Source organism: Jejuia sp. G7-7, assembly GCF_055808955.1.
Map to the genome: position 1 here is coordinate 85,228 of NZ_JBVVSZ010000001.1, position 24,681 is coordinate 109,908.

Below are 24,681 nucleotides of genomic sequence, written 5' to 3' on the forward strand. Positions count from 1 at the left end.
TTAATATGGAAAATAAGCAAACATCATTAACTCAAAACCAGAAATTATTATGGATTGGTCAGGAATTAAATCCTGAATCACCTATGTATAATATGGTGATGACGTATAAGATTGAAGATGCAATTTCCATACCGCATTTCAGGTTAGCATTTAAAAAATTAGTTGAAAAAAGCGATGTATTTAGATCTGTTTTTAAAGTAAAAAATGGAGAACCAGTACAAGTTTATTTAACAAGTATTGATTTTGAGTTAGAGTTTTTAGATTTTTCAGATAAAGAAGACTCGGAAGGATTTTATCAAACTTGGAAAAGAGAAAGAGTTCGTCGTCATTTTGATTTAGAAAAATGTCTGTTTGATTGCGTTCTTATAAAATTATCAGAGCAGAGTTTTATTTGGTACATTAATCAACATCACTTTATAACTGATGGTTGGAGTACTACTGTTGTTTTCTCAAAAATGTCCCAATTATATACAAAGGCATTATTAGATCAATTGGGTGAAGTTGAATCATTTCATTCGTATAAAGAGTTTTTAGTTCATGGAGAAGCTATTAATGAAAGTGGAAAAAGCAAAGAAGCTTTAAAATTCTGGAATGAAAAACAAAAATCATTTCCGTCTGTACCTTCACTATATAATAAAAAGGGCGCACTACTGGATACCGAGTCAAAAAGATTACATATAAAGCTTGGTGAAATCCGTTCTAAAAATATACGAGATTTAGCAAATGTTAAAGGTGTAAGAGGGTGGAGCCTAGATTTAACATTGTATAACATATTTCTAACAACATTGTTTGCTTATTTATATAGGATTTCTGGTCAAGAACAATTAGTTATTGGCTCTCCAACCCACAATAGATTAACAAAAAAATTTAGAGAAACAATTGGTTTTTTTGTTGAAACCTTTCCTTTATTTATTGAAATAAGTGAGGGGGAAACCTTTATGTCTTTATTAAAAAAGGTTCAAATTGAGAGTAACAGCTTTTTGAAAAATGCACAAATAGGTGCATCAACTCCCGAGTTAAGCAGGACTTTTAATGTGTTTTTTAATTATATAAATACTGTGAATTCAGATTTTAATGGAGCTAAAGTAATCACAAGTTGGGAACATCCTGGGCATATGGATCCCAGACATCACATTCGTTTTCATGTTCATGATTTTGATAATTCAGGAGAAATTCAGCTGTATTTTGATTTAAACACCAAAGTATTTAATGAAGAAAAACAGCAAGAAATACCTCAACACTTTTTAAAATTATTAGATGCTTTTATTGAAAATCAAGCTCAAGAAATTGATATAATAAACCTAATTACAGAAGCTGAAGTTTCAAAAATAAAAACATGGAATAATACTTCAGTAAATTACTCAAATGAAGAAACATTGCTTTCTAAATTTGAAAAAGCAAGTACAAAAAACACCAAATCAAGTAGCCCTCTTATTTAAGGAAACTTCATTAACTTATAAAGAGTTAGATGAAAAATCAAATCAAGTAGCTCGTTTTCTAATTCAAAAAGGAATTAAAAAAAATGATATTATAACTGTAAGTCTGGATAGATCATTAGACATGATGGTTTATATATATGGTATTATAAAAGCAGGCGGAGCATATTTGCCGGTAGCTACAGATATACCTACAGAACGCTTAAAGTTTATTTTAAAAGATGCTAATAGTAAAATTCTATTTTATAATCATAATAACCTCGAAGGTAGTTTTTTAGATACTATTGATTGTTTCAACGTTGAAACTATTGAACAACAAGTTTTATCGTTAAATATTACATTAAATTCAATAGAAATTCAACCTGATGATTTAGCATATGTCATATATACATCAGGTAGTACTGGAGATCCAAAAGGCGTAAAATGTCATCATGAAGGAATTTGTAATCGTCTTAATTGGATGAATAATGATTATTTAATTTCAACTTTTGACACTTTCATTCAAAAAACACCAATTACTTTTGATGTTTCAGTTTGGGAATTATTTTGGCCACTTCAAGAAGGTGCAAAACTTGTTGTTGAAGTACCAAATGGGCATATGAATCCAGATGGACTTATTGATACAATAAAAAATCACAATGTTACTAATATTCATTTTGTGCCATCTATGTTGAATGTTTTTATTGAAACAGAAGGTGTTGAAAATTGCCATAGTCTTAATAGAATATTTTGTAGTGGAGAAGCATTATCAGTCCCAATAGTTGAGAAAGTTTATGAAAAATTAAAAGTAGAAGTTCATAATTTATATGGGCCCACAGAAGCTTCTGTAGATGTGACAAGTTGGTATTGCAAAAAAGAAGATTTATCTAATGGAATTCCTATTGGCAAACCTGTAGCAAATACGCAACTTTATATTTTGGATAAAAAATTAAACCAATTACCCATTGGCCTTACAGGTGAGCTTTATATTGCTGGCGCGCAAGTTTCAAAAGGCTATTTAAATAGAGAAACCCTTACCAACGAACGATTTGTAAAAGACATATTCTCCAATACTCCTAATGCAAAAATGTACAAAACTGGAGACCTCGCCAGATATAGAAATGATGGTGTTATTGAATATCATGGAAGAATAGACAATCAAATAAAATTAAGAGGATTAAGAATTGAACTTGGTGAAATTGAAAAAAATATAGAGAAATTAGCACCTATATCACAAGCAATTGTAAAAGTTGATGAAAACGATAGTTTGGTGGCTTATTATACTGGTGAGATAGTAAATGAATTAGAGATTGTTAAAACCTTAGAGATGCTACTACCACTATACATGGTACCTCAGTTTTATGTGCACATAGATTGTTTTGAATTGATGTCTAGTGGAAAAGTAAATAGAAAAAAATTACCAGAGCACAACATAAAAGTGAAAACTCCCGATACTGAAATTAAAATTGAGCCAAGAAATGAAATAGAGGAAATTGTACATAACGCGTGGAAAGAAGTTTTAGGAATAGAACAAATAGGGGTGCATGAGAATTTTATACGAATAGGAGGTAATTCATTAAATGCCATTTCAATTACGTCCAGATTAAAAGGAGAGTTAGAATTGGATGTCTCAATTACCGATGTGTTTAATTATCCTAATATTTCGTCATATTCTAATAATATTGAAAAGGTTATAACCGAATTATTAAATGAATAAAAATGCTCAAAAAGGCTGGAAGCCAGTTGTTTTTAAAATAGCTATAATGGCTATGAGCATATGCTATGTCTTTGGTCCATCGCATAATGAAATAAATAAATTGTTACATGTATTAACGCATCAATTAGAAATGCCGGATAATGTGATGGCACATTCTTCAACAACACATTTAAATCATAAGGTACATGAATCTCATATATTGACCACATCAGAAGAAGTTCATAATCATAAGCTTTTAAATTTTTTAAATAGTGTTTTAAAAGTTTTAGATAATGAAACGGATTCTGAGAATTCTAACTTAATAAGCTCAAAAATAGATAAACATATAACTAGAAAAGAGATTTATAAAAATGAGAAATCTTTTCCATCAGAAACAATTCAGAATCAGTTTTTTTTCAAAAGGAAAAAAGTGCTATCTGGTTATAGTAATGGTGTTCTTCAGCCTCCTCAACTAAGTTAACTATTGTTTGTTACTTAATTAAGTAACAAATTCTTATTAATCAATTCATAAATTTTATTTATCAACACTAATGGAGCTATATAGTTATATTTTCCATTGGTTTAATACAATTGTTATGTTAAAAAAAATAATAATAGTACTCATGTTTGTATGTGGTTTTGGTATTGCCAATGCTCACGAACTAAGCGGTACAGTAATTTCAGAAGAAAATGAAAAACCTTTGCAAGGTGTAGGGGTTTATAATAAAACAACTGGTGCTTATACCTATACCAATGTATCTGGTTATTTTGAACTTGATGATATCTCAGTAAATGATGTTATCTATTTTTATCAATTAGGGTTTAAAAATTATGAACTTACCATCAATGAATCTCATTTAGACAGTACGGTAAACATCATAATGGATATATCTTCTGCATCTTTAGATCAAGTATTAATTGTCTCAAAAGTAAATGTTTTAAGTACATTTTTAAATGTTGATTTAAAGACAAGTCCTGTAAAAACTTCACAAGAAATTTTAAGAAAAATACCAGGATTAATCATCGGTCAGCACGCTGGAGGTGGTAAAGCTGAACAAATATTTTTAAGAGGTTTTGATATTGATCATGGAACGGATATTGCCATAGATGTTGATGGTATGCCCGTAAATATGGTATCTCATGCCCACGGGCAAGGTTATGCTGATATGCACTTTATTATTCCAGAAACCATTGAAAATCTTGATTTTGGTAAAGGTTCCTATTACGCAGATAAGGGTAACTTTAATACTGCAGGTTATGTGGATATTCAAACAAAAAAAACTATTGATAAAAATTTAATCTCTGTTGAAGCTGGACAATTTAATACTGTTCGTGCTATGAGTATGCTTAAAATTTGGGATGGGGAAAATAGTAATGCCTACGTGGCTAGTGAAATGAACCTTACAGATGGTGTGTTTAATTCGCCTCAAAATTTTAATCGTTTAAATATTATGGGACGTTACAACTATAATAATTTTAAAGATCAAGAATTTAATTTATCACTTTCTCACTTTCAAAGTAAATGGGATGCTTCAGGCCAAATTCCTGTTAGAGCTGTTGAAAGTGGACAAATTGGTCGATTTGGAGCAATAGATGATACTGAAGGTGGTAATACAAGTAGAACAAATATTTGGATGAACCATGTTAAGCATATGGACGAACATTCAAGTTTAAAATCATCAGCATATATTACAAATTATGATTTTGAATTGTTTTCAAACTTTACTTTCTTTTTGGAAGATCCTGTAAATGCAGATCAAATTCGTCAATATGAAGACAGAACTATCATTGGAGCTAAAAGTGTCTATGAAGAATCTTTTCATTTAGATAATCACGATGAACAATTAAAATATCGAGTAGGTATAGGTTTTCGTTATGATGATGTAAATGATGTACAATTGTCTAGAACTAAAAACAGAAAAGAGTTGTTAGAGCGTTTGGCTTTTGGAAACGTAGATGAACTCAACGCATTCTCATTTGCCGATTTAACTTATAAATCGAATAATTGGACATTAAATCCAGGTTTAAGATTAGATTATTTTTCGTTTGATTATGAAGATTTATTATCAACAACATATGATAGTAAGAGTGAAAATAAAACATTGTTAAGTCCAAAACTAAATGTTATTTATGCGGCGTCTCCAAAAACACAGTTGTTTTTAAAAACAGGGTTAGGATATCATTCAAACGATAGTAGGGTTGTGACTGCTAATAATGGTAAAGAAATATTGCCTACGGCATTTGGAACAGATATCGGTACGGTAATGAAGCCAACCGATAGATTAGTAATTAATGCTGCTTTATGGAGTTTGTTTTTACAACAAGAGTTTGTATATGTTGGAGATGCAGGCATTGTAGAGCCTAGCGGAAAAACAGCACGTTATGGTATAGACTTTGGTTTAAGATATCAAATAGCAGATTGGTTATTTTTTAATACTGATGTAAACTATGCACACGCCAGAAGCACAGAAGATCCTGATGGAGAAAACTATATTCCATTAGCTCCAGATTTTACATCAGCAGGTGGATTAAATTTTAGAGATTTATCTGGATTTTCTGGAGGTTTAAGTTATCGTTTTGTAAATGATAGACCTGCAAATGAAGATAATTCTATAGTTGCTGAAGGTTATTTTATTACTGATTTCAACGTAAACTACACCCACAACAACTGGACATTTGGTTTAATTGTTGAAAATTTATTTGATAGTGAATGGAACGAAACTCAATTTGCAACAGAAAGTAGATTGTTTAATGAGCCAGCCTCTGTAGAAGAAATTCATTTTACGCCTGGTGCACCGTTTTTCTTGAGAGGTAAAGTGTCAGTAAGGTTTTAACAAACCTCAAGTTTAACGTAAAAACTTTAATTTGAATATCCTTAATTGTATTCAAATTAAAGTTTTTACGTTTTAACAGAAATATCAATGATAATAACGTGATATAAATTTTTATATTTTCTAAATGTTTATATTTAACCCCGACCAAGTTACTAGCTAGTGAAAATTAATTTTAATATTTGGATCAAAAACCAAATCGAATGCATAACGTTTTAATTACTTCTGGAGGGAGACGAGTTTCATTAGTTAAAGCCTTTCAAACTGAATTGTCCAAAATTTTTCCAGAATCGAAAGTTTTTGTTGCAGATCATAGTACTAATTTATCTGCTGCAGCACAAATTGCAGACAAATCTTTTGATATTGGAAAAATAAATGATGATAATTATGTAGAAATGTTGCTGGACATCTGCATTCAAAACAATGTGAAATTAGTTGTTCCAACTTTAGATACAGAATTATTTGTTTTATCAAAAAGCAAAAAGCTATTTGAAGATAGAGGTATTGTAGTCGTTGTTTCTGATTTAAGTTTTGTTGAAGTTTCTGAAAATAAAGTAAATACTCAAGATTTTTTTGATGAAATTGGTGTTAAAGTTGGACGAATTTACCCAAAGGATAATTACAAATTACCAGTATATATTAAGCCTATAAAGGGAAGTAGCAGTATTGATAATTTTATCATTAAAACTGAAGATGATTTTTCAAAGAAGCATTTTTAGATGATAATTTTCTGTTTTTTGAATATCTGGATCATGATCTTTATGAGGAGTATACCTGTGATTTATATTATGATAAAAATGGCGCATTAAAAACTGCGGTACCAAGGAAAAGAATTGAAGTTAGAGGAGGAGAGGTAAGTAAAGGGGTTACTAAAAAAGATGCCGTTTTAGATTATATAAATGAAAACCTATCAAATTTAAAAGGAGCACGTGGTTGTATTACTTTTCAATTTTTTAAGCATAAAGAAAATAATGATATTATAGGCATAGAGATTAATGCTCGTTTTGGCGGAGGTTACCCTTTAACATATCTGGCTGGTGGAAATTTCCCTAAATGGATGATTGAGGAATATTTGCTAAATAAAGAGGTAGAGGTTTTTAACGACTGGGAAGAAGATCTGTTAATGTTAAGATATGATGCTGAAGTTTTAGTTCATGGATGCAACAAATAGCCCAATAGTAATTTTTGATTTAGATGATACGTTGTACAATGAAATAGAGTATCTAAAATCTGCTTTTTTAGAAATTTCTGAACTCATTTCTCAAGTTTCAAAAGCAAATCAAACAGAGATTTTTGATGATATGATGTATTTGTATCAAGACAAGTCTAATGTTTTTGAAGGTATTCTTCAGAAATATCAATCGAATAATACTATTCTTAATTTATTGAGTTTATACAGAAATCATCAACCAAAAATCACACTATTAGAAAAGAGAAAATCAGTTTTAGAACATTTCAAATCTTCTGGAATTAAAATGGGATTGCTTACCGATGGGCGCTCTAAACAACAACGCAGTAAAATTATAGCTTTAGAAATAGCACAATATTTTAAGGAAATTATAATTTCTGAAGAATTTGGAACTGAAAAACCAAATGAAAACAACTATTTATATTTTGAAAAGCAATTCGGAAACGGAAATTACTATTACATAGGTGATAACACTTCAAAAGATTTTTTGTCGCCTAACAAATTGGGATGGACATCAATTTGTGTTTTAGATAACGGAAATAGTATTCACAAACAAGATTTTAGCTTGGATAAAAGTTATTTACCATCAATTACTATTTCTGATTTTAGTGATTTAAGAAAACTAATAAGTTAATCTCGCATAATTATTCCAAAACCTTAATCATCTTAAACGATTTAAAAAGATGAAATAACCCAGGTAAAATAACCAATCCACCAACAATTAGAGATATTCCTAATACATTAATTGTAGTATCAGGAGCAACAGTTTCCAGAATATTTATTTCAGATGAAGATGTAATAATAAGTTTTGGAAAATGAGTGATTATGGCTGCCATTAAAATTAGAATTACTTGTATGCCCGCTAAAGCTCTGGTAGTAATTCTTTTAGCTTGTTTAATACTTTTTAATAACGGAAAAATTAGAAAGGCAGATAAAACTATTAAAGCAATGGTGTAATGACTCTTAATAAAATCAGTTACAAAAATAACGTCATACGCAAAGCCATAAACCAATACTATAAAGCCTATGGATATTACAGTTATGGTAGCATATTTTGATTTTCTCACATAGATAGGTCTTTGCTTTTTTTCAACTTCCCCAATTAATAAAATTGAGGTTAAAAATGCACATAAGGCTGCAAAAAAACATCCAACTAAAATTGAAAACCCATTAAACCAAGGGTTTATAAATAGGTTATAAAAATTTAATTTTTCAAAATCATCAGTAATAATTAATTCGCCTGATAACATGGAACCTGCTGTCATTCCTAAAAAAACGGGAGTTACTAGACTAGAGATTCTAAACATCCAATCATATAGAACTTGAGATTTATCCTTGTAAGCATCATAATGCCGAAATACAAAAGCAACACCTCTTAAAGTTATCCCTAATAAAATTAATGTAAGCGGAATGTGTAAATAAACAACTAATACATTGTAGAAATCTGGAAAGCCAACCCATAAGATTACAACCATAATAATGATCCAAATATGATTTGCTTCCCAAACAGGTCCCATAACACGGTAGACTGTTTTTTTTGTGGTTATTTGGTTTTTTTGGTAGAAAATAATTCGATAATACCTGCACCAAAATCTGCTCCTGCTAGAATAACATAAAGCACTAACGATACAAGTAAAAAAGATAACACAACGTATAACATATTAAGCTAATTCAGAGTTGTTTAATGATTTTATCTGTCGTGCCATGAGCCATGTTACAGCAATTGCCAAAATTGAATATAAAATTACATACATGTAAAAACTAAATACCATTCCGGGCATAGGGGTAACGGCATCTTTGGTTCTCATAATGTTATGAATAATCCATGGTTGCCTGCCAACTTCGGTAACCACCCAACCTGCTTCTAGGGCGATAAAACCCATTGGCGCTAACGCAATGAAAAGTAACCAAAATTTTGAGCTATTCCACCATTGTTTTCGTTTTAAACTTATAAAAAATAAAAGTCCAACTAACATTAATAAAGTTCCGATACCTACCATAATTTGAAATGCATAATGTACAATAGCTACATTAGGGCGAACATCTTCAGGGAAATCATTGAGACCTTTTACTTCGGCATCAAAATCTCCAAAAGCTAAGAATGATAGTGCTTTTGGGATTTCAATTTTATAATTCACTTCTTGTTTTTCATGGTCTACAATACCACCAATATATAACGGAACGCCTTTAGAGGTTTCATAATGTGCTTCCATTGCTGCTAATTTTACAGGTTGGCGTTCTGCTATATCCTTTGCAGAAAGGTCGCCACTTAGAGGTTGTAAAATGGCTGCAACTGCAGCAAAAGTAATCGCAATTTTAAAAGCTTTTTTATGAAGTTCTACTTGACGTTTTTTATAAACTTGATATGCGTGAACCCCTGCAACTGCAAAACCTGTTGCAGTAAAAGCAGCTAAAGTCATATGTAGTGCTTGTGTAAACCAAGCTGGGTTTAACAATGCTTTTATAGGGTCAATATTTGAAAACTCTCCATTTATATAATCAAAACCAGAAGGAGCATTCATCCAACTATTTGCCGAAACCACCAAGATACCAGAAGCAACACCAGCTATCCCAACAATAATACCTGTAAACCAATGGAATTTTTCAGGAATTTTATCCCACCCATAGAGGTAAAAGCCTAAAGCAATGGCTTCAACAAAAAAGGCAGCACCTTCAAGAGAAAAGGGCATACCAATTATTGGTCCAGCATGTTTCATGAATTCTGGCCATAATAAACCTAACTCAAAAGATAAAGCGGTACCGGAAACAGCGCCAACTACAAAAAAAATCGCTACACCTTTTTGCCACGATTTAGTTAATTTTAAATACACAGGATTTTTTGTGTTCAACCATTTTTTATGGGCAACAATCATAAAAAAAGGCATAACCATACCAATACATGCAAATACAATGTGAAACATTAAGGTAAATGCCATTTGAAGTCTTGCGGCATCAAGATTGTCCATAAAAAACAAGCTTTAAAAAGTGTTTTACAAAGATACTTTTTAAAGCTGAATTTTAGGGTTGTATTAACGTTAAAAAAATGAAGATTTTTAATATAATCTTAAAGTTTTTTTGAACCTTTTTTTGGATTTCCAGATGTGTCCGAGTTATCAAATTTTGGTATATCATAACCAGAGTCTTTAAAAACATCAATAGCCCAAGTATCATGTAATTTTTTCAACTCATTTAAAATTTCTGGATGCTGTTTAGCGTGGTTTATTTCTTCAGGATTTTCATCGTTTAAATTTGCCAAGTAATATTCAGGCATTTCAAATTGATTTTCGGGATGGTTAGAAAACTTCCCTGTAGTATCATAACCTCTATATATCAACTTCCAGTTTCCTTTTTTAACAGCCCACATATGTTGCCACATCCAATGCATGACGTCGCGTTTTGCTTTTGCTGTATTAGATTGAATAATAGGTAAAATGCTTTTTCCATCTAATTTATTTTCGGGTAGTGGTAAGTTTAAGACATCACATAAAGTTGGTAAAATATCTAAATTCATAATTGGTTGACCTCTTACTTCTCCTTTAGGAAATATTTCAGGATAACTAATTATTGCAGGTACTCTTAAACCGCCCTCAAAAAAACTACCTTTAGCACCTCGCCATTGTCCCGTATAGCCACCGCCACCATTACCACCGTAGCTTTCGTTCCAATTATAATAATCTTCAGTAGAATGTCCGTTATCACTCATATAAATTATAATTGTATTTTTTCTAAGACCTAATTTATCTATTTCATCTAAAATAATTCCAACCTTATCATCCATTGTAGAAATCATTGGTGCATACGAACGTCTTGGCCATTTCAAATCTCTATAATGTTCTATATGAGTTGAGTCTGCTTGTTCTGGATAATGTGGTAAATTAAGTGGGAGGTAAAGAAAGAAAGGATTATTCTTATTTTTATTTAAGAATTCTTTTGTTTTAAAAATCTGCACATCAGGAAAATATTGTCCATCATAAAAAACCTCTTCTTTGTTTTCATATAAATCATGAAACTGAGGACGCTGCCATTTGGCGTGTAAAAAATTATGTGTGTAATAATCAATGAAGCCACCCCTAAATCCGAAGAAATAATCAAAACCTTGATCCAAAGGCCCATGATCCATTGTAGCTCCTAAATGCCATTTCCCAATTAGTCCAGTACTATAACCGAATTTTTTTAAATGCTCAGCAATGGTTATTTCTTTTAAATCCATGACTCTACCATCTTGGTCTTTTGGGTTGCAAGAAGTCCAAGTATTCACACCACTTCTTTGAGGAACTCTACCTGTTAATAGAGATGCTCTAGAAGGGCAGCATACAGTATGTGCATAAGCTTGTGTAAACCGCACACCTTCTTTTGCAAGATTATCTAATACAGGGGTTTTTAAATCTTTTGTGCCATAACATCCCAAATCTAAAGTGCCTTGGTCATCTGCATAGATTATAACAATATTAGGTAAGCTGTCCCGAATGGCTTTTGATTTTTCAATAGAATGTGAAGGATTGCTGTATACAGCTAATTTATTTTTTGATTCACATGAAATGAGTGTAATGATTGTTGTGAATAATAGTATCAATTGTTTCATTTAGAAAATTGTATTTCAAAAGTCTTTTATTGCTTTTATTTGACAGTTGTAAAATTCTTGATTTTGGTATAAACTTCTTGTTACTGTTATTGCAAATAATGACAGTTATCTTGCTTCTAATTGTTTCAACGCTTTAATCATTCTTTAAGCGCCACTCAATTTTACATAACACCTTTCACATGCTACTTTGTTTTATCAAATGCAATTAGCACAAATATTACATGTGATCTAACTATAGGGAAACTCTTATTGATGTCTGATTTTTAGTCTTTTATGTGTTAAATCGGTATTTAAATTGACATAAATATTACAAATCTCTTTTGTCTATTAAGTATTTAAAAAGGCCAAAAGCACTTAAAACATGTTCTAAAAATTGAAGTATTTGAAAAATATATGCTAATAAATTGAAGAATATGCAAATACATTTGTGTCACAATTAAACTAAATTAATTATATATAATATGAAAAAAACAAAACGCAAATCAAATGTTATGCGATTTCGATTTTTGATGCTCCTAGCGGGATTTTTCGCTATATCAGCTAATCTGAATGCGCAGACTATCAATTTAACCGGTACAGTTTTAGATGAAACTGGAATGCCACTAACCGGAGCATCGGTGATAGTAAAAGGAACTTCAAAAGGAGCGACAGCAGATTTTGATGGGAAATTCTCAATAAATGATGTGGCGTCAAATGCCACCTTAGTAGTTTCTTATGTTGGATACAAAACCCAAGAGGTGCAAGTTAACGGTAAAATTTCTGTTCAAATTACAATGCTGGAAGACTTAGCAGCTCTAGATGAAGTTGTAATTGTGGGATATGGTGGAGAAAAGCGCTCTCAAATCACAGGTGCTGTATCAAACATTGACACAGAGTCTTTAACCAAGGTAAACACGGCTTCAGTAGATAATGCATTACAAGGTCTTACCGCCGGTGTTGCCGTAACGAGTAATAATGCGACTCCTGGAGGTGGAGTTTCCGTTAGAATTAGAGGTGCTGGAGGTATTAATGGAAGTGAGCCTCTATATGTTGTAGATGGTTTTCCTATTTCTGTAGGAGGTAACGAAAATAGTAGTCCGTTATCAAATATTAGTCCTCAGGATATAAAGTCTGTTACCATTCTTAAAGATGCTGCATCTGCTGCTATTTATGGGACAAGAGCAGCAAATGGAGTTGTTTTAATTACTACAAAACGAGGTAAAGCAGCTAGAAAGGGTGTTGTTAGTATTAGTGCGAGAGCTGGATATCAAAGAATGGCTAATAGCCTAGATTTAATGGGCGGAGAAACGTATGTACGTAATACAAATCTGGCATATGCTAATGCAGGTAGAGAAAATCAGCTTCCTGCAGAATTTAGTAATCCTGATTCTTTCGGTGCTGGTACAGATTGGATTGATACAATTACACAATCAGCAGCTACTTCAGATATTCAAGCTTCATTTACTGGAGGATCAGAAACTAGTAACTTTTTCATGTCTTTAGGACGTTTTGAACAAGAAGGTATTGTAAAGGGCTCTAATTTTGAAAGAGTAACAATGCGTTTAAATGCCGATAGAAAAATATCTGAAAGATTAAAAGTTGGTGCTAGCATTGCTTACACAAGATCTAGGCAACAAGGTTTGGGAGCTTCTAGAGGAACAAATACAACATTATCTTTTGCTACGTTGTTTTACCCAACAATTCCTGCTTTGGATGGAAATGGGAATTATTCGCCAACGCCTCCTAACGGATTTTACAAGCCACAAACTAACCCACTATTTACCGCTGAACAATTACAAGGAAATGCGCCAATAAGCAATAGGATTTTAGGTAATATTTACGGACAGTTTAAAATACTTCCTAACTTAGAATTTAAGACTACCGGGTATTATACTATTAATAATACTACTACAGAAAATTATGGAAGAATATTCGATTTAGGTGCAGCGGCATCTACTGAGGAAACATTGTTTAAATCTCAAATTTCCGCAACGAGTTACATCATTGAAAACATATTAAATTATAATTTCAAAGTAGAAAATCATTCGGTTGGATTATTACTAGGACATAGTTTTCAACAAGATGATAGAAGAGAAATTCGTTTAACTGGAGAAAATCCAGAAGAAGGTCAACTTCGAGTAATAAATCAGGATACTCAAAATTTAGGTATTTTTGATAGTTTTATAGATTCTAATTTATTGTCTTACTTCGGAAAGGTAAACTACAGTTTCAAAAACAAATATTTGTTAACCGCAATTTTAAGACGTGATGGTTCTTCAAGATTTGGTAACAATAAAAAATGGGGAACATTTCCATCATTGTCTGTAGGTTGGAGAATATCTGATGAAAATTTTATTCCTGAGGATTGTGCTTTGTCATCACTTAAATTAAGAGCAGGTTGGGGGCAAGTTGGTTTTGATGGTATTGGCCCATACGAGTTTTCTGCACCAGTTGTTGCAGGATTTAACTACCCTTTTGGTAATATTAATGGAACAGTACTTTCTGGTTTAGCAACTAACGGTATTGCAAATGAAGATTTACAATGGGAAACCGTAACACAATACAGTATAGGTGTAGATGCAGACTTTTTTGATAACAGATTGAATATTATTGCTGAGTATTATGATAAAACACAGGAAGATGTTTTGGTTCCTGTATCACAATCGGCAGTAACGGGTCAGTCTAATGGTAGAAATCAAGCAAGTCAAAGACAAAATATAGGATCGCTTACTAATAAGGGGTTTGAGTTTACTGCAAATTATTCAGGTGATATTGGTGAATTGAAATATAATGTAGGTGCAAATATTACTACTATTAAAAATGAAATATTAGATATACCAGCACCTATAAGTAACTATAATTTTAGAGGTGCAAATGTTACAAGAACAGAAAATGGAAGAAGTGTAGGAGAGTTTTATGGATTTGTGGCCGATGGGATTTTTCAGAATGATGCAGAAGTTTCAGCAGGAGCTACTCAAGATGCAAATACAGCACCAGGAGATATACGTTATGTCGATATATCAGGGCCAGATGGCACTCCTGATGGCGTTATTGATGATAATGATAAAACCTTTATTGGGAATCCAATTCCTGATTTTATTTATGGTTTTAATTTAAACCTACAGTACAAAAATTTTGATTTTGCGTTACAAGGTAATGGTGTTTCGGGTAATGATATTTTTAATATATCTAAATCTATGTTAACAGATTGGACTAGAAGTGAAAACAAATTAAATATCACACCATGGTCTACCAGTAATCTAAATGCGTCTTATCCACGAGCAATAGCTCAAGATGTAGGAAATAATGAGATATCAAGTTTTTACGTAGAAGATGGTTCTTTTGCAAGAATTAGAATTATTGAATTAGGCTATTCTTTGCCTTCTAAGATAATAGAAAAACTAAAGATTTCTCAAGTGAGAATTTATACTAACGTACAGAACCCATTTACATTTACCAAGTATTCAGGAACAGACCCAGAAGTTGGAAGTGCTAATGGTAGCAATTTAGCTGCAGGAATAGATAATTTCATCTATCCAGTAGCGAGAACATTCTCAATTGGTTTAAATGCTAAATTTTAAAAAAATGATTATGAAAAAAATTAAATTTTATTTAGTTGCAATAGCTACTGTAGCAGCGTTTTCTTGCGACTCTGATGAATTAAATCTCGTTAATCAGAATGGACTAAATTCTGATACTTTTATGCAAAGTGAAGGTCAAGCAATAGAAGCTGTTACAGCTGCTTATGATCCACTTAACCATTTAGGAATGTATAAGTTAACATTTCTAACATTGGGAGAGATTCCAACAGATAATATTATTAATGAAAATGGAGATGGTAATTTTGGTCCAGATATGATTAAGCTAAATGCATATGATTGGGATGCCAACAACCTGTACTTTAGGTTAAGATGGAATGCTGCTTACAAAGGCATTGGTAGAGCAAATTTTGTATTAGATAATCTAGATAAAGTTACGAATTTTTCCGCAGAAAAGCGAGATGAAGTGGAAGGACAAGCTTTATTTTTACGTGCATTATATTATTATAACCTTACAGGTTTTGGAGATATACCATTAGTAACTAGTGTTTTGACTCCTGCAGAAGCCAATACTATAGAGAAGTCAGCAGAATCCAAAATTTGGGAACAGATGGACACAGATCTTACCAGAGCTGCTCAATTATTACCTGCTACCTATCCTGCAGAGGATTTAGGTAGAGCCACAAAAGGAGCTGCATATGGATTGCTATCTCGTGTAAAATTATCAACTGCTGATTATATAGGAGCTGAAAGTGCTGCAAATCAAGTAGATGATTTAAACTATGAGTTGTTAGCTGCTGAGGACTATGTGAAAATGTTTGATGGAAGAATGGAAAATAGTCAAGAATCTGTATTTGAAGTACAATTGATTTCTGATAGAGGAAACTTCTGGAATGATGAAAAAGCAGAAACATCATTAATAATGCACATTTTCCCAAGAATATCTTGGGCGGTATACATGATTCCAAGGCAAACGGATAGTTATGATATTGTTAACGATGCTTTTGAAGATGATGATATTAGAAGAGAAGCTTCTATGCTAATTTCTGGTCAAGATGAAATTTTTTATGCTGAAGCAAATACTACAAGTGTATTTCCTGATTTGAATATTCATAGTGACTTCAGGTTAGATTTACAGACGCCAGGTGCTTATCAAATGCGTAAATTTTTACCGTATGATACTGTAAATTGGCAAAGAGGTGGCGCATTTTTTAATGTAGGTACAGCCATTAACATTCCAGTAGTTCGTTATTCTGAGGTAATTTTGAATAAAGCCGAAGCTTTAGTGATGCAAGGAAAAACAGGAGAAGCTTGGAATGAGCTGCAGAAAATTAGAGGTAGAGCAGGTTTAGATATGACTGGAATAAGCAATAGCGATCAAACTGCCTTATTTGAGCAAATTAAAAAAGACAGACGTGTAGAATTAATGTTTGAAGGACATAGATGGTATGATTTAAAACGCTGGGGAGATTTGAGTAGTGCTTTAAACGCTGCAGGACTAAATTATGGAGGACAAACTGCTTGGAATATACCAAGTCAAGAAATAGATGTAAACCCAAACCTTAAATAAAGATATTGAGTTAGTTGTTTTTTTAAAATTAGTTTAAGTTTGATAGAGCAGGTTGGTTCCTGCTCTATTTTTTTATGCCCTTAAGATATTTACTTGGGGAAGTGTTATATACTTTTTTAAAGCATTTAGTGAAGTACGATAGATTATTAAAACCTACTTCATAGGCGATTTCAGATACATTCATATCGGTTTTTACCATTAACTTTGCAGCTTGCTTTATACGATAATTTCGTATAAACTCGTTTGCAGACATATCGCTTATAGATTTCAATTTTCTGTAAAGTTGCATTTTGCTAAAGTTTAAAGCCTCTCCCAGTTCTGTTACTCCAAATTGAGAGTTGTGGATATTATCCGATATGATGGTTTCAATACGTTCTAAAAACAATACCTCAAACTTCGTAACTCCATCTGTTTTGCTATTATTTTCCGTAAAACCTTTAGAAAATTTATCTTTTAAAAGTTGACGTTGTTTTAAGAGTTTTTCCAAAGTAACTAGTAAGTGCTTCACATGAAAAGGTTTGGCAATATAAGAATCTGCTCCTACTTCAAGACCTTCAATTCTGTGTTCAATAGACCCGCGAGCACTAAGTAATACAATAGGAATATGATTTGTTATGGGGTTCTGTTTAAGTGCATCACACAATTCTATCCCATCTTTTTTAGGCATCATAATATCACTAATGATGATATCTGGCACTTCTTCTAAGGCAATTTCAATTCCACTTTCCCCGTCAAAAGCTTGAATAATATTATAGTATTCGTTTAATGAGCTTTTCACAAAAGCTTGAAGTTCTAAATTATCTTCTACAGCTAGCAGAAGCGGTAATTCTGTATTCTGAGAGTTAATATCATTAATATCAAAAAGCGCTTTATTTGTAGTTTCAGGAAGCTTATTTGAAACATCAAAATCCTGTTCAATTAAATCATTTTTAATAACAGAATTATCTATTGGTCTGCTTTCAATTAAAGGGAGTTCAATTTTAAATGTTGTGCCTTTCTGTTCTTTACTTCGAACCTCTATTGTACCATTATGAAGTTCAATCAACGCTTTAGTAAGCGCTAAACCAATACCAGAACCCATTGAGCTAGACCTGTTTGAATTATTTATTTGATAAAATCGGTTAAAAATAAAGGCCAACTGATTTTTAGGAATACCAATTCCTGTATCTTCTACTATGAGTTTTACAGTCTTGTTTAAACTACTTTTCGTTTCATTTGGAAAAAATAAAGACACACTAACAGAACCGTTTTCCGGTGTATATTTTATACAGTTAGAAATTAAGTTGTTCATCACTTTTTCAATCTTATCCCAATCAAAGAAGGCTGTAATGTTAGATTCATTTGTAGTAAATTTTAAATTGATTTTACCACTTTCAGCTAAAAAATAGAAAGAATCTACTATTTCTTTTATAAAAGCTACTAAATCTCTTTTTGTTGCATTTATTGATGTTTCTTTGGCTTCTATTTTTCTAAATTCTAATACTTGATTGATAAGTTTATAAAGATTTTTTGCGTTCTTTTCTACAGATAATAACGTGTTTTTAATTTTTGAATCTATGGTGTTAGAGTTAATAAGATGTTGCAACGGCCCTAAAACTAGGGTAAGTGGTGTTTTGAATTCGTGAGAGATATTTGTAAAAAATTCTAACTTTACTGCATTGATATTTTTGATGTTTTCTTGCTCTATTTTTTCAATTTTAAGCCTATTCTGGTATTCGTTATTTTTAACTATGAAATATCTAAAAAGAAACATTAAACCAATAACTAAACTAAAATATAACATGTAAGCCCACCATGTTTTCCACCAAGGCGGAAGCACATTAATTAGTATAGATTTTTGATTTTCACTCCAAACAGAATCATTGTTTGCTGCTTTTACTTTAAAAACATAGGAGCCAGCATTTAAATTTGAATATGTGGCATAACGTCTATCTGCATCAGTAGTAGTCCATGTTTTATCAAATCCTTCTAAAAAATATTTATATTGGTTTTGTGAAGGAGAAGTATAGTGTAATGCAGAAAATTCAAAGGTAAATGCATTATCTATATGTCTTAATGTTATTTCCTTAGTTTCGGAAATAGATTTAGTAAGTATGGTTTTGCCATCAATTTCAATATTAGGGTATACTGATGAGTTGAAAATTTTAAAATCAACAATTTCTACATCGGGTAAGAATTGATTTTTTTTAAACGCTTCAGGACTAAATGCATTAAACCCATTGATACCTCCAAAATACATGATACCGTTTGAACCTTTGTGAAAAGAGAACTTCCTGAAGTTTAATGCTTGAAACCCATCACTAGTTTGAAAATTAGTAAAGGTTTCTTGTTGAGTATCAAATTTATAAACGCCTCTATTAGAACTTATCCATAAATTTTTATTTGAATCTTCTAAAATGCCATATAATTCCTCATTAGTTAAGCCTTGTGCTTCTCTATATCTAACAATTTTAGGGCTTACTTTTTCAATATCTTCTTTTTGTATCTTGTTAAGTCCTCCGCCAAAAGTAGCAATCCAAAGTGTACCATCTTCACTTTCTAAAACCGAAAATACGTTATCATTACTTAGCGTATTAGGGTTTTCTTCATTTTTTAAGCTGAATAAATTCTTTGGGATTGTTATATTCATCTCTTAAAATTTGGATTAAACCAGAACCATAAGTCCCAACCCATAGTCTGTTTTTAGAATCCTCATAAATAAACGAAATATAATTTGAAGGAATACTGTTTTTGTTTTCGGGATTATTTTTAAAATGCTGAACATTTAACTCTTTTAAATTGGAACCATTTGGAGAAAATTTCATCAAACCATCTCCATCAAATGAGCCCATCCATATATCGCCAAGATGGTCTTTGTAGAGTATAGATATATTATTGCTCGGAAGATTGTTTAATTCTTTAGAAAAATTATTAACATTCAATTTATCAGATTGTTCAAAGATATTTCCATTTACGAAATTTAACCCTTTATCTTCTGTACCAATCCAATAATTTCCATAATTGTCTTCACAAATTGAAAATATATTATTACTACTTAATACATCGTTTTTATAAGATTGAAAATAAGCTTTTCCATCTTCTATTTTTAATCTATTGAGTCCACCATTATGTGTTCCTATCCATAAATTTTTTCTTGAATCTTCGTAAATAACGTTTATAATGTTATCACTCAAACTTGTTTTGTCAATTGCATTAAATTTAAAATGCGCAATTTTATTTTTGTTGAGGTCTAATCTATTGACTCTTCCTGCAATAACGCCAAACCAAAGGATACCATTTTTACCGCTGTGTATAGAAGAAATTTCGTTGCTACTTATACTATTATCATCACTCAAACTATTTTTATAGCTTAAAAATTTTCCATCTAAAAACTTATTGGCTCCACCATATCTTGTACCTATCCAAATATCATTATTGTAGTCTTGCGTAATTGCTGTAATGTGGTTGTTAGATAAACTGTTTTTGTTACTTTTATTATGTTGATATCTAGTAAACTCAAAGTTCTCAGAGTTGTTTGATAGTGATAATTTATTCAATCCACTTCGTGTGCCTATCCATAAATTATGCTTTATATCAATACATAGTTTTGTTACATCGTTGTCAGTTAGAGATACATTATTTTTCATGTCATGAAAAAAATGATTAAAAACTAAGTCGCCTTGTCTATTGATTATTATTTTATTTAAACCATGTTCTGTACCAACCCATAAGTTATTATCTTTATCTTCAACAATAGCTTTTATGATGTTGCTTGATATACTTGTTTTTGAATTACTAGATTGATGAAGAGAAACGTCATATTTATTATCGTTATTTCTAAGCTGAAATAATCCATTATCTGTACCAACCCATAGAGTTTTAAAAGTATCCGAGTAAATTGTATTTACACGATTTTTTATAATTAATGGTTCGCCCTCACTTACAGTAGTAAGAGATCTTGTAAAATTATCTAAATACCTATTATAATAACATAAGCCTTGACTGGTACCAATCCATAGCTTTCCAGAAGCATCTTCATGTATAAAAATGATATCGTTCCCTATTAAAGAATTCTCATCATCTGGATTTGTTTTATAAATTTTGAAGTTATACCCATCGTATTTATAGAGCGCATTAAATGAGCCAAACCACATATATCCTTTAGAATCCTGGTAAATAGTGGTTACGGAATTGTGAATTAGCCCTTCTTCAGGATTTATCTTTTCAAATTTTAAAGGACTACTTTCAAGAATATCAAACTTAGTTTGAGAATTTAAATTAAGAGAATGTATAAATAGTAGGCAAAAAAATAGAGCCTTAGATTTATGGTTTTTATAGTGTTTAAAAAAGCACTTCAATATTTTATTTAAGTTGAAATTGTTTAGCATAATCGATTATACTAATATAGTTTCTATTTTTCAATAATCTCCACCTCAAACATTTTATCCCAGTATTTTCCAGTCACAAAAATTGTTTTAGTTTCTGGATTATAAGCAATGCCATTTAGTACATTTAATTTATCGTGCTGAGTTACTTTATCCTTTAGTGGTGTAAAATCTATAACTCCTTCAACAGCACCGTTTTTAGGATTGATAATAGCAACGCCATTTTTTTGATAGCGGTTGGCGTAAATTTTATTATCTATCCATTCCATTTCATTTATTTCAGTAATTTTTCCTTTGTTGGTAAACACTTGAATTTTATCTTCTTCAACCAAAGTCTCAGGATTTAATAACCAGATGTTTTCGGTGCCGTCACTTTTATAAATGTGTGTGTTGTTATGTGTTAATCCCCAGCCTTCCTTACTTTTTCCGTATTTAAAACTACTTATTTTTTCAAAAGAATTTATATCATAAACAAATCCAGTACCTGCTCTCCAGGTTAATTGATAGATTTTGTCATTTAAAACAGTTAAGCCTTCTCCAAAATAAGCATCTTCTAAACTTATATTTTTAATTACTTTTCCTGTTTTGTAATCAACTTGTCTTAGTTTAGATTCTTTATACTGCCCGGTACTTTCGTATAAATTGCCATTGTAAAATTCTAACCCTTGAGTGTAAGATGTTATATCGTGTGGATATTCATTGATGATTTTATAGTTAAATATTTTAGGAGATATATTGCTTAAAATAGTTATTGATGAGGATACTGTTTGTATTTCATCTTCATTAAAATAAATAACGGCTTCAATTGGATACTTGCCTAATTTATGTTCGTTTAAATTCAAGTTGTCAGAAACACGTTTACCATTTATTTTATAAACCACAGAATCTATTTTATAATTCTTTCTGTTTTCTAAAGATAATTTTAAATTTTCACTTGCAGATATATTTCCTTTTTCAGCATTGGTTTTGATGTTAAAGTAGCTTTTTTGATTCCCAGAATTAGAGCCACAAGACACAATAACTAATAATAAAATGATGAAAGTGAGATATTTATATGTTTTCATTTTTAGACTTAATTTTTCTCGAATATATTTATTTAAAATCGCTTAAAAAAATCATTGTGAAAATTTTAAAAGATTGTATCTTTGCCACGGCAAGTCCTACACAACCAGCTCCTGTTGAATCCTCCAGGGCGGGAACGCAGCAAAGGTAAATGGTCGTAGCGGTGTGATGTAGGTAGCTTGCCTTTTTTTGTGCCATAAATTTAAATTTTCTTATCGTAATACTATATTGTAATTTGGCACTCACATTATAACTTCAAAAACATGTCTAAAGTTGTTTTAATTACAGGAGGATCTTCGGGAATAGGAAAATCTATTGGAGAATTTCTACACCAAAAAGGTTATTCAGTTTATGGTACTAGTAGAAATCCTGAGAATTATAAAAACAGTAGTTTTTCACTATTAGAATTGGATGTTAAAAATACCACGACCATTCACAAAGCAGTAGCTTCTATTATCCATAATGAAGGACAACTAGATGTGTTAATAAATAATGCTGGTGCTGGTATAACAGGACCAATTGAAGAAATTCCTGAGGAAGAAATAAAAGCAAATTTTGATACTAACTTTTTTGGACCTATAAATGTAATTAAAGCTGTATTGCCTCAAATGCGCCAACAAAAATCGGGTTTAATTATTAATGTAACATCAATTGCAGGTTACATGGGTTTGCCATATCGTGGTATTTATAGTGCGAGCAAAGGTGCCTTAGAGCTTTTAACTGAAGCTTTTAGAATGGAGCTGAAAGCGTTTAATATTGAAATGACTAATGTTGCACCAGGAGATTTTGCAACAAACATTGCTGCTGGAAGGTACCATGCGCCATTAAAAGAAAATTCTCCTTATAAAGCTTCCTATGGAAAAACTTTAGAATTAATGGATGCTCATGTAGATTCTGGAAGCGATCCTGATGTCATGGCGAAAGCGGTTTTTAAAGTAATTAATACTTCTAAACCAAAGGGACATTACAAAGTAGGGGAGTTTATGCAGAAATTTTCTATTGTTCTAAAACGTATTTTACCAGATACTATTTATGAAAAACTACTAATGAAACATTATAAATTATAGTTTTTGGTATGCTATTTGTGTCTTATCCAGACAAAAGTAGCCTTATGCATAAAAAAATCCTCTTTCTTTCAGTTTTTTCGTTATTTTTTGTAGTAACGAGTTGTCAAGATATCTTAGAATGCATTATTAATAGGAAACCTGTATTATCTGATAATAGGTTAGTTGAAGGAGATATTCATCAGAATTATTTCGATAAGATAACTTCAGAAATTAAAAATGAACCTCGTGATAATAATTATTATTATGATTTCAATTTTCATGGAGATTTACCCGAAGGTATCGAAGTTATTTTTGATTACAGAGATGTTATTATTCAAGGGAGACCTTTGGAAAGAGGACGCTATAATTTTACCATAAGTCTTTATGTAGAACAGGCTACCGATTATTACGAAACGTGTGAAAACGATTTGAATGATTGCGATGGTTTGTGTGAGGAATCAACATCTCAATCTTATGTTTTAACAATTCGTTAATTAGATTTTCCTTTATAATTTTTACTTCCGAAAACTTTTAGCAACTTGTTAATAGATTTTACCTAAACTTAATTAACTAAAAGCCTTAATGTTGTAAATTCGCTGCGTTAGGGATAGAAGCGGCATCCTTTTTGCTTTTTCGGCAAAAAGATATAGCGGATAGCCCGACCCTTGGGTAACGCCCATAATGATAACGTAAAATCTATATAATTTTTAAATAATGAAATTTTTTATTGACACCGCAAACCTAGACCAAATTAAAGACGCTCAAGATATGGGAGTTTTAGATGGTGTAACTACAAACCCATCATTAATGGCCAAGGAGGGCATTACTGGACATGATAATATTTTGAAACATTATGTTGATATCTGCAATATTGTAGATGGAGATGTAAGTGCTGAGGTTATTTCTACCGATTTTGATGGTATGGTAAGAGAAGGAGAGGCTTTAGCAGAATTACACGACCAAATTGTGGTTAAATTACCAATGATTAAGGATGGTGTTAAAGCGTGTAAATACTTTTCTAGTAAAGGTATTAAAACGAATGTTACTTTAGTGTTTTCTGCTGGACAAGCATTGTTGGCTGCCAAAGCAGGTGCTACTTATGTGTCTCCTTTTATTGGTCGTTTAGATGATATCTCGACTGATGGTTTAAACTTAATTGCAGAAATTAGACATATTTATGATAATTATGCTTTTGAAACAGAAATTCTTGCTGCTTCTGTTAGGCATACAATGCATGTTATTGATTGTGCTAAACTTGGTGCTGATGTAATGACAGGGCCTTTAAGTTCTATTGAAGGATTATTAAAACATCCTTTAACTGATATTGGTTTAGCTAAGTTTTTAGCTGACTATAAGAAAGGAAACTAAAATATATTACAATACTGAAAAAGCGCAGTTATCATTTGAT

The 24,681-nt window shown here is 31.4% G+C and carries 18 protein-coding genes and 1 other RNA gene; 13 read left to right on the forward strand and 6 right to left on the reverse strand.

The annotated features are described in order from the left end of the window. The first annotated feature begins 5 nt into the window (after window positions 1–5). The 7 genes from AC0L5U_RS00450 to AC0L5U_RS00480 all read left to right on the forward strand — a co-directional run bounded on the left by AC0L5U_RS00450 (window position 6) and on the right by AC0L5U_RS00480 (window position 7,765). Window positions 6–1,439, forward strand: coding sequence for a condensation domain-containing protein (locus tag AC0L5U_RS00450; protein ID WP_473414038.1), 1,434 nt, complete (start codon window positions 6–8; stop codon window positions 1,437–1,439). Next, window positions 1,390–3,132 carry a non-ribosomal peptide synthetase gene (locus tag AC0L5U_RS00455; RefSeq protein WP_473414039.1) on the forward strand — a complete coding sequence of 581 codons (1,743 nt, stop codon included), beginning with the start codon at window positions 1,390–1,392 and terminating at the stop codon, window positions 3,130–3,132. Before AC0L5U_RS00450 ends, AC0L5U_RS00455 begins: the two co-directional genes overlap by 50 nt. After that, window positions 3,125–3,592 (forward strand): hypothetical protein, encoded by a 468-nt coding sequence (locus tag AC0L5U_RS00460; protein ID WP_473414041.1) that lies wholly within the window; start codon window positions 3,125–3,127, stop codon window positions 3,590–3,592. The genes AC0L5U_RS00455 and AC0L5U_RS00460 overlap by 8 nt, the downstream gene beginning before the upstream one ends. Before the next feature lie 115 nt (window positions 3,593–3,707). After that, window positions 3,708–5,945, forward strand: coding sequence for a TonB-dependent receptor (locus AC0L5U_RS00465; RefSeq protein WP_473414043.1), 2,238 nt, complete (start codon window positions 3,708–3,710; stop codon window positions 5,943–5,945). 200 nt (window positions 5,946–6,145) lie between these two features. Continuing rightward, the gene (locus AC0L5U_RS00470) at window positions 6,146–6,661 is read left to right on the forward strand and encodes an ATP-grasp domain-containing protein (protein ID WP_473414045.1); all 516 of its coding nucleotides are present in this window, start codon (window positions 6,146–6,148) and stop codon (window positions 6,659–6,661) included. Window positions 6,662–6,687: 26 nt separating this feature from the next. Further along, complete coding sequence (locus AC0L5U_RS00475) at window positions 6,688–7,113, forward strand: ATP-grasp domain-containing protein (protein WP_473416122.1); 426 nt, start codon at window positions 6,688–6,690, stop codon at window positions 7,111–7,113. After that, complete coding sequence (locus AC0L5U_RS00480; RefSeq protein WP_473414046.1) at window positions 7,097–7,765, forward strand: HAD family hydrolase; 669 nt, start codon at window positions 7,097–7,099, stop codon at window positions 7,763–7,765. Before AC0L5U_RS00475 ends, AC0L5U_RS00480 begins: the two co-directional genes overlap by 17 nt. Before the next feature lie 10 nt (window positions 7,766–7,775). On the opposite strand, the gene AC0L5U_RS00485 is transcribed toward AC0L5U_RS00480, so the two are convergent. From AC0L5U_RS00485 to AC0L5U_RS00495, 3 genes are all read right to left on the reverse strand, one after another. After that, window positions 7,776–8,648, reverse strand: a complete 873-nt coding sequence (locus tag AC0L5U_RS00485; RefSeq protein WP_473414047.1) for a cytochrome d ubiquinol oxidase subunit II — start codon at window positions 8,646–8,648, stop codon at window positions 7,776–7,778. Between the two features lie 144 nt (window positions 8,649–8,792). Further along, the gene (locus AC0L5U_RS00490; protein ID WP_473414049.1) at window positions 8,793–10,097 is read right to left on the reverse strand and encodes a cytochrome ubiquinol oxidase subunit I; all 1,305 of its coding nucleotides are present in this window, start codon (window positions 10,095–10,097) and stop codon (window positions 8,793–8,795) included. A gap of 98 nt (window positions 10,098–10,195) precedes the next feature. Beyond that, window positions 10,196–11,713, reverse strand: coding sequence for a sulfatase-like hydrolase/transferase (locus tag AC0L5U_RS00495; RefSeq protein ID WP_473414050.1), 1,518 nt, complete (start codon window positions 11,711–11,713; stop codon window positions 10,196–10,198). Between the two features lie 461 nt (window positions 11,714–12,174). Here AC0L5U_RS00495 and AC0L5U_RS00500 point away from each other — a divergent pair, with 461 nt between their 5' ends. Both AC0L5U_RS00500 and AC0L5U_RS00505 read left to right on the forward strand, forming a co-directional pair. After that, window positions 12,175–15,273, forward strand: coding sequence for a SusC/RagA family TonB-linked outer membrane protein (locus AC0L5U_RS00500; protein WP_473414051.1), 3,099 nt, complete (start codon window positions 12,175–12,177; stop codon window positions 15,271–15,273). A 10-nt stretch (window positions 15,274–15,283) separates the two neighbouring features. Next, window positions 15,284–16,801 carry a RagB/SusD family nutrient uptake outer membrane protein gene (locus AC0L5U_RS00505; protein WP_473414053.1) on the forward strand — a complete coding sequence of 506 codons (1,518 nt, stop codon included), beginning with the start codon at window positions 15,284–15,286 and terminating at the stop codon, window positions 16,799–16,801. Between the two features lie 64 nt (window positions 16,802–16,865). On the opposite strand, the gene AC0L5U_RS00510 is transcribed toward AC0L5U_RS00505, so the two are convergent. Genes AC0L5U_RS00510 through AC0L5U_RS00520 form a run of 3 tightly spaced genes read right to left on the reverse strand, consistent with a single transcriptional unit; the run spans window position 16,866 to window position 22,229 of the window. Further along, window positions 16,866–19,430 carry a hybrid sensor histidine kinase/response regulator transcription factor gene (locus AC0L5U_RS00510; RefSeq protein WP_473414054.1) on the reverse strand — a complete coding sequence of 855 codons (2,565 nt, stop codon included), beginning with the start codon at window positions 19,428–19,430 and terminating at the stop codon, window positions 16,866–16,868. Continuing rightward, complete coding sequence (locus AC0L5U_RS00515) at window positions 19,387–21,168, reverse strand: ligand-binding sensor domain-containing protein (RefSeq protein WP_473414055.1); 1,782 nt, start codon at window positions 21,166–21,168, stop codon at window positions 19,387–19,389. The genes AC0L5U_RS00510 and AC0L5U_RS00515 overlap by 44 nt, the downstream gene beginning before the upstream one ends. Before the next feature lie 23 nt (window positions 21,169–21,191). Further along, on the reverse strand, window positions 21,192–22,229 hold the full coding sequence (locus AC0L5U_RS00520; protein ID WP_473414057.1) for a glutaminyl-peptide cyclotransferase: 1,038 nt from the start codon (window positions 22,227–22,229) through the stop codon (window positions 21,192–21,194). Window positions 22,230–22,316: 87 nt separating this feature from the next. On the opposite strand from AC0L5U_RS00520, the gene ffs reads away from it, so the two are divergent. The 4 genes from ffs (at window position 22,317) to fsa (ending at window position 24,641) form a co-directional block, all read left to right on the forward strand. Continuing rightward, window positions 22,317–22,415: signal recognition particle sRNA small type (ffs, locus tag AC0L5U_RS00525), an RNA gene on the forward strand. Window positions 22,416–22,490: 75 nt separating this feature from the next. Beyond that, window positions 22,491–23,294, forward strand: a complete 804-nt coding sequence (locus tag AC0L5U_RS00530) for an SDR family oxidoreductase (protein ID WP_473414059.1) — start codon at window positions 22,491–22,493, stop codon at window positions 23,292–23,294. Between the two features lie 44 nt (window positions 23,295–23,338). Further along, window positions 23,339–23,767, forward strand: a complete 429-nt coding sequence (locus tag AC0L5U_RS00535; protein ID WP_473414060.1) for a hypothetical protein — start codon at window positions 23,339–23,341, stop codon at window positions 23,765–23,767. 220 nt (window positions 23,768–23,987) lie between these two features. Further along, entirely contained in the window at window positions 23,988–24,641 is a 654-nt protein-coding gene (gene fsa / locus AC0L5U_RS00540; protein WP_473414061.1) for a fructose-6-phosphate aldolase, read from the forward strand. Window positions 24,642–24,681: the final 40 nt, after the last annotated feature.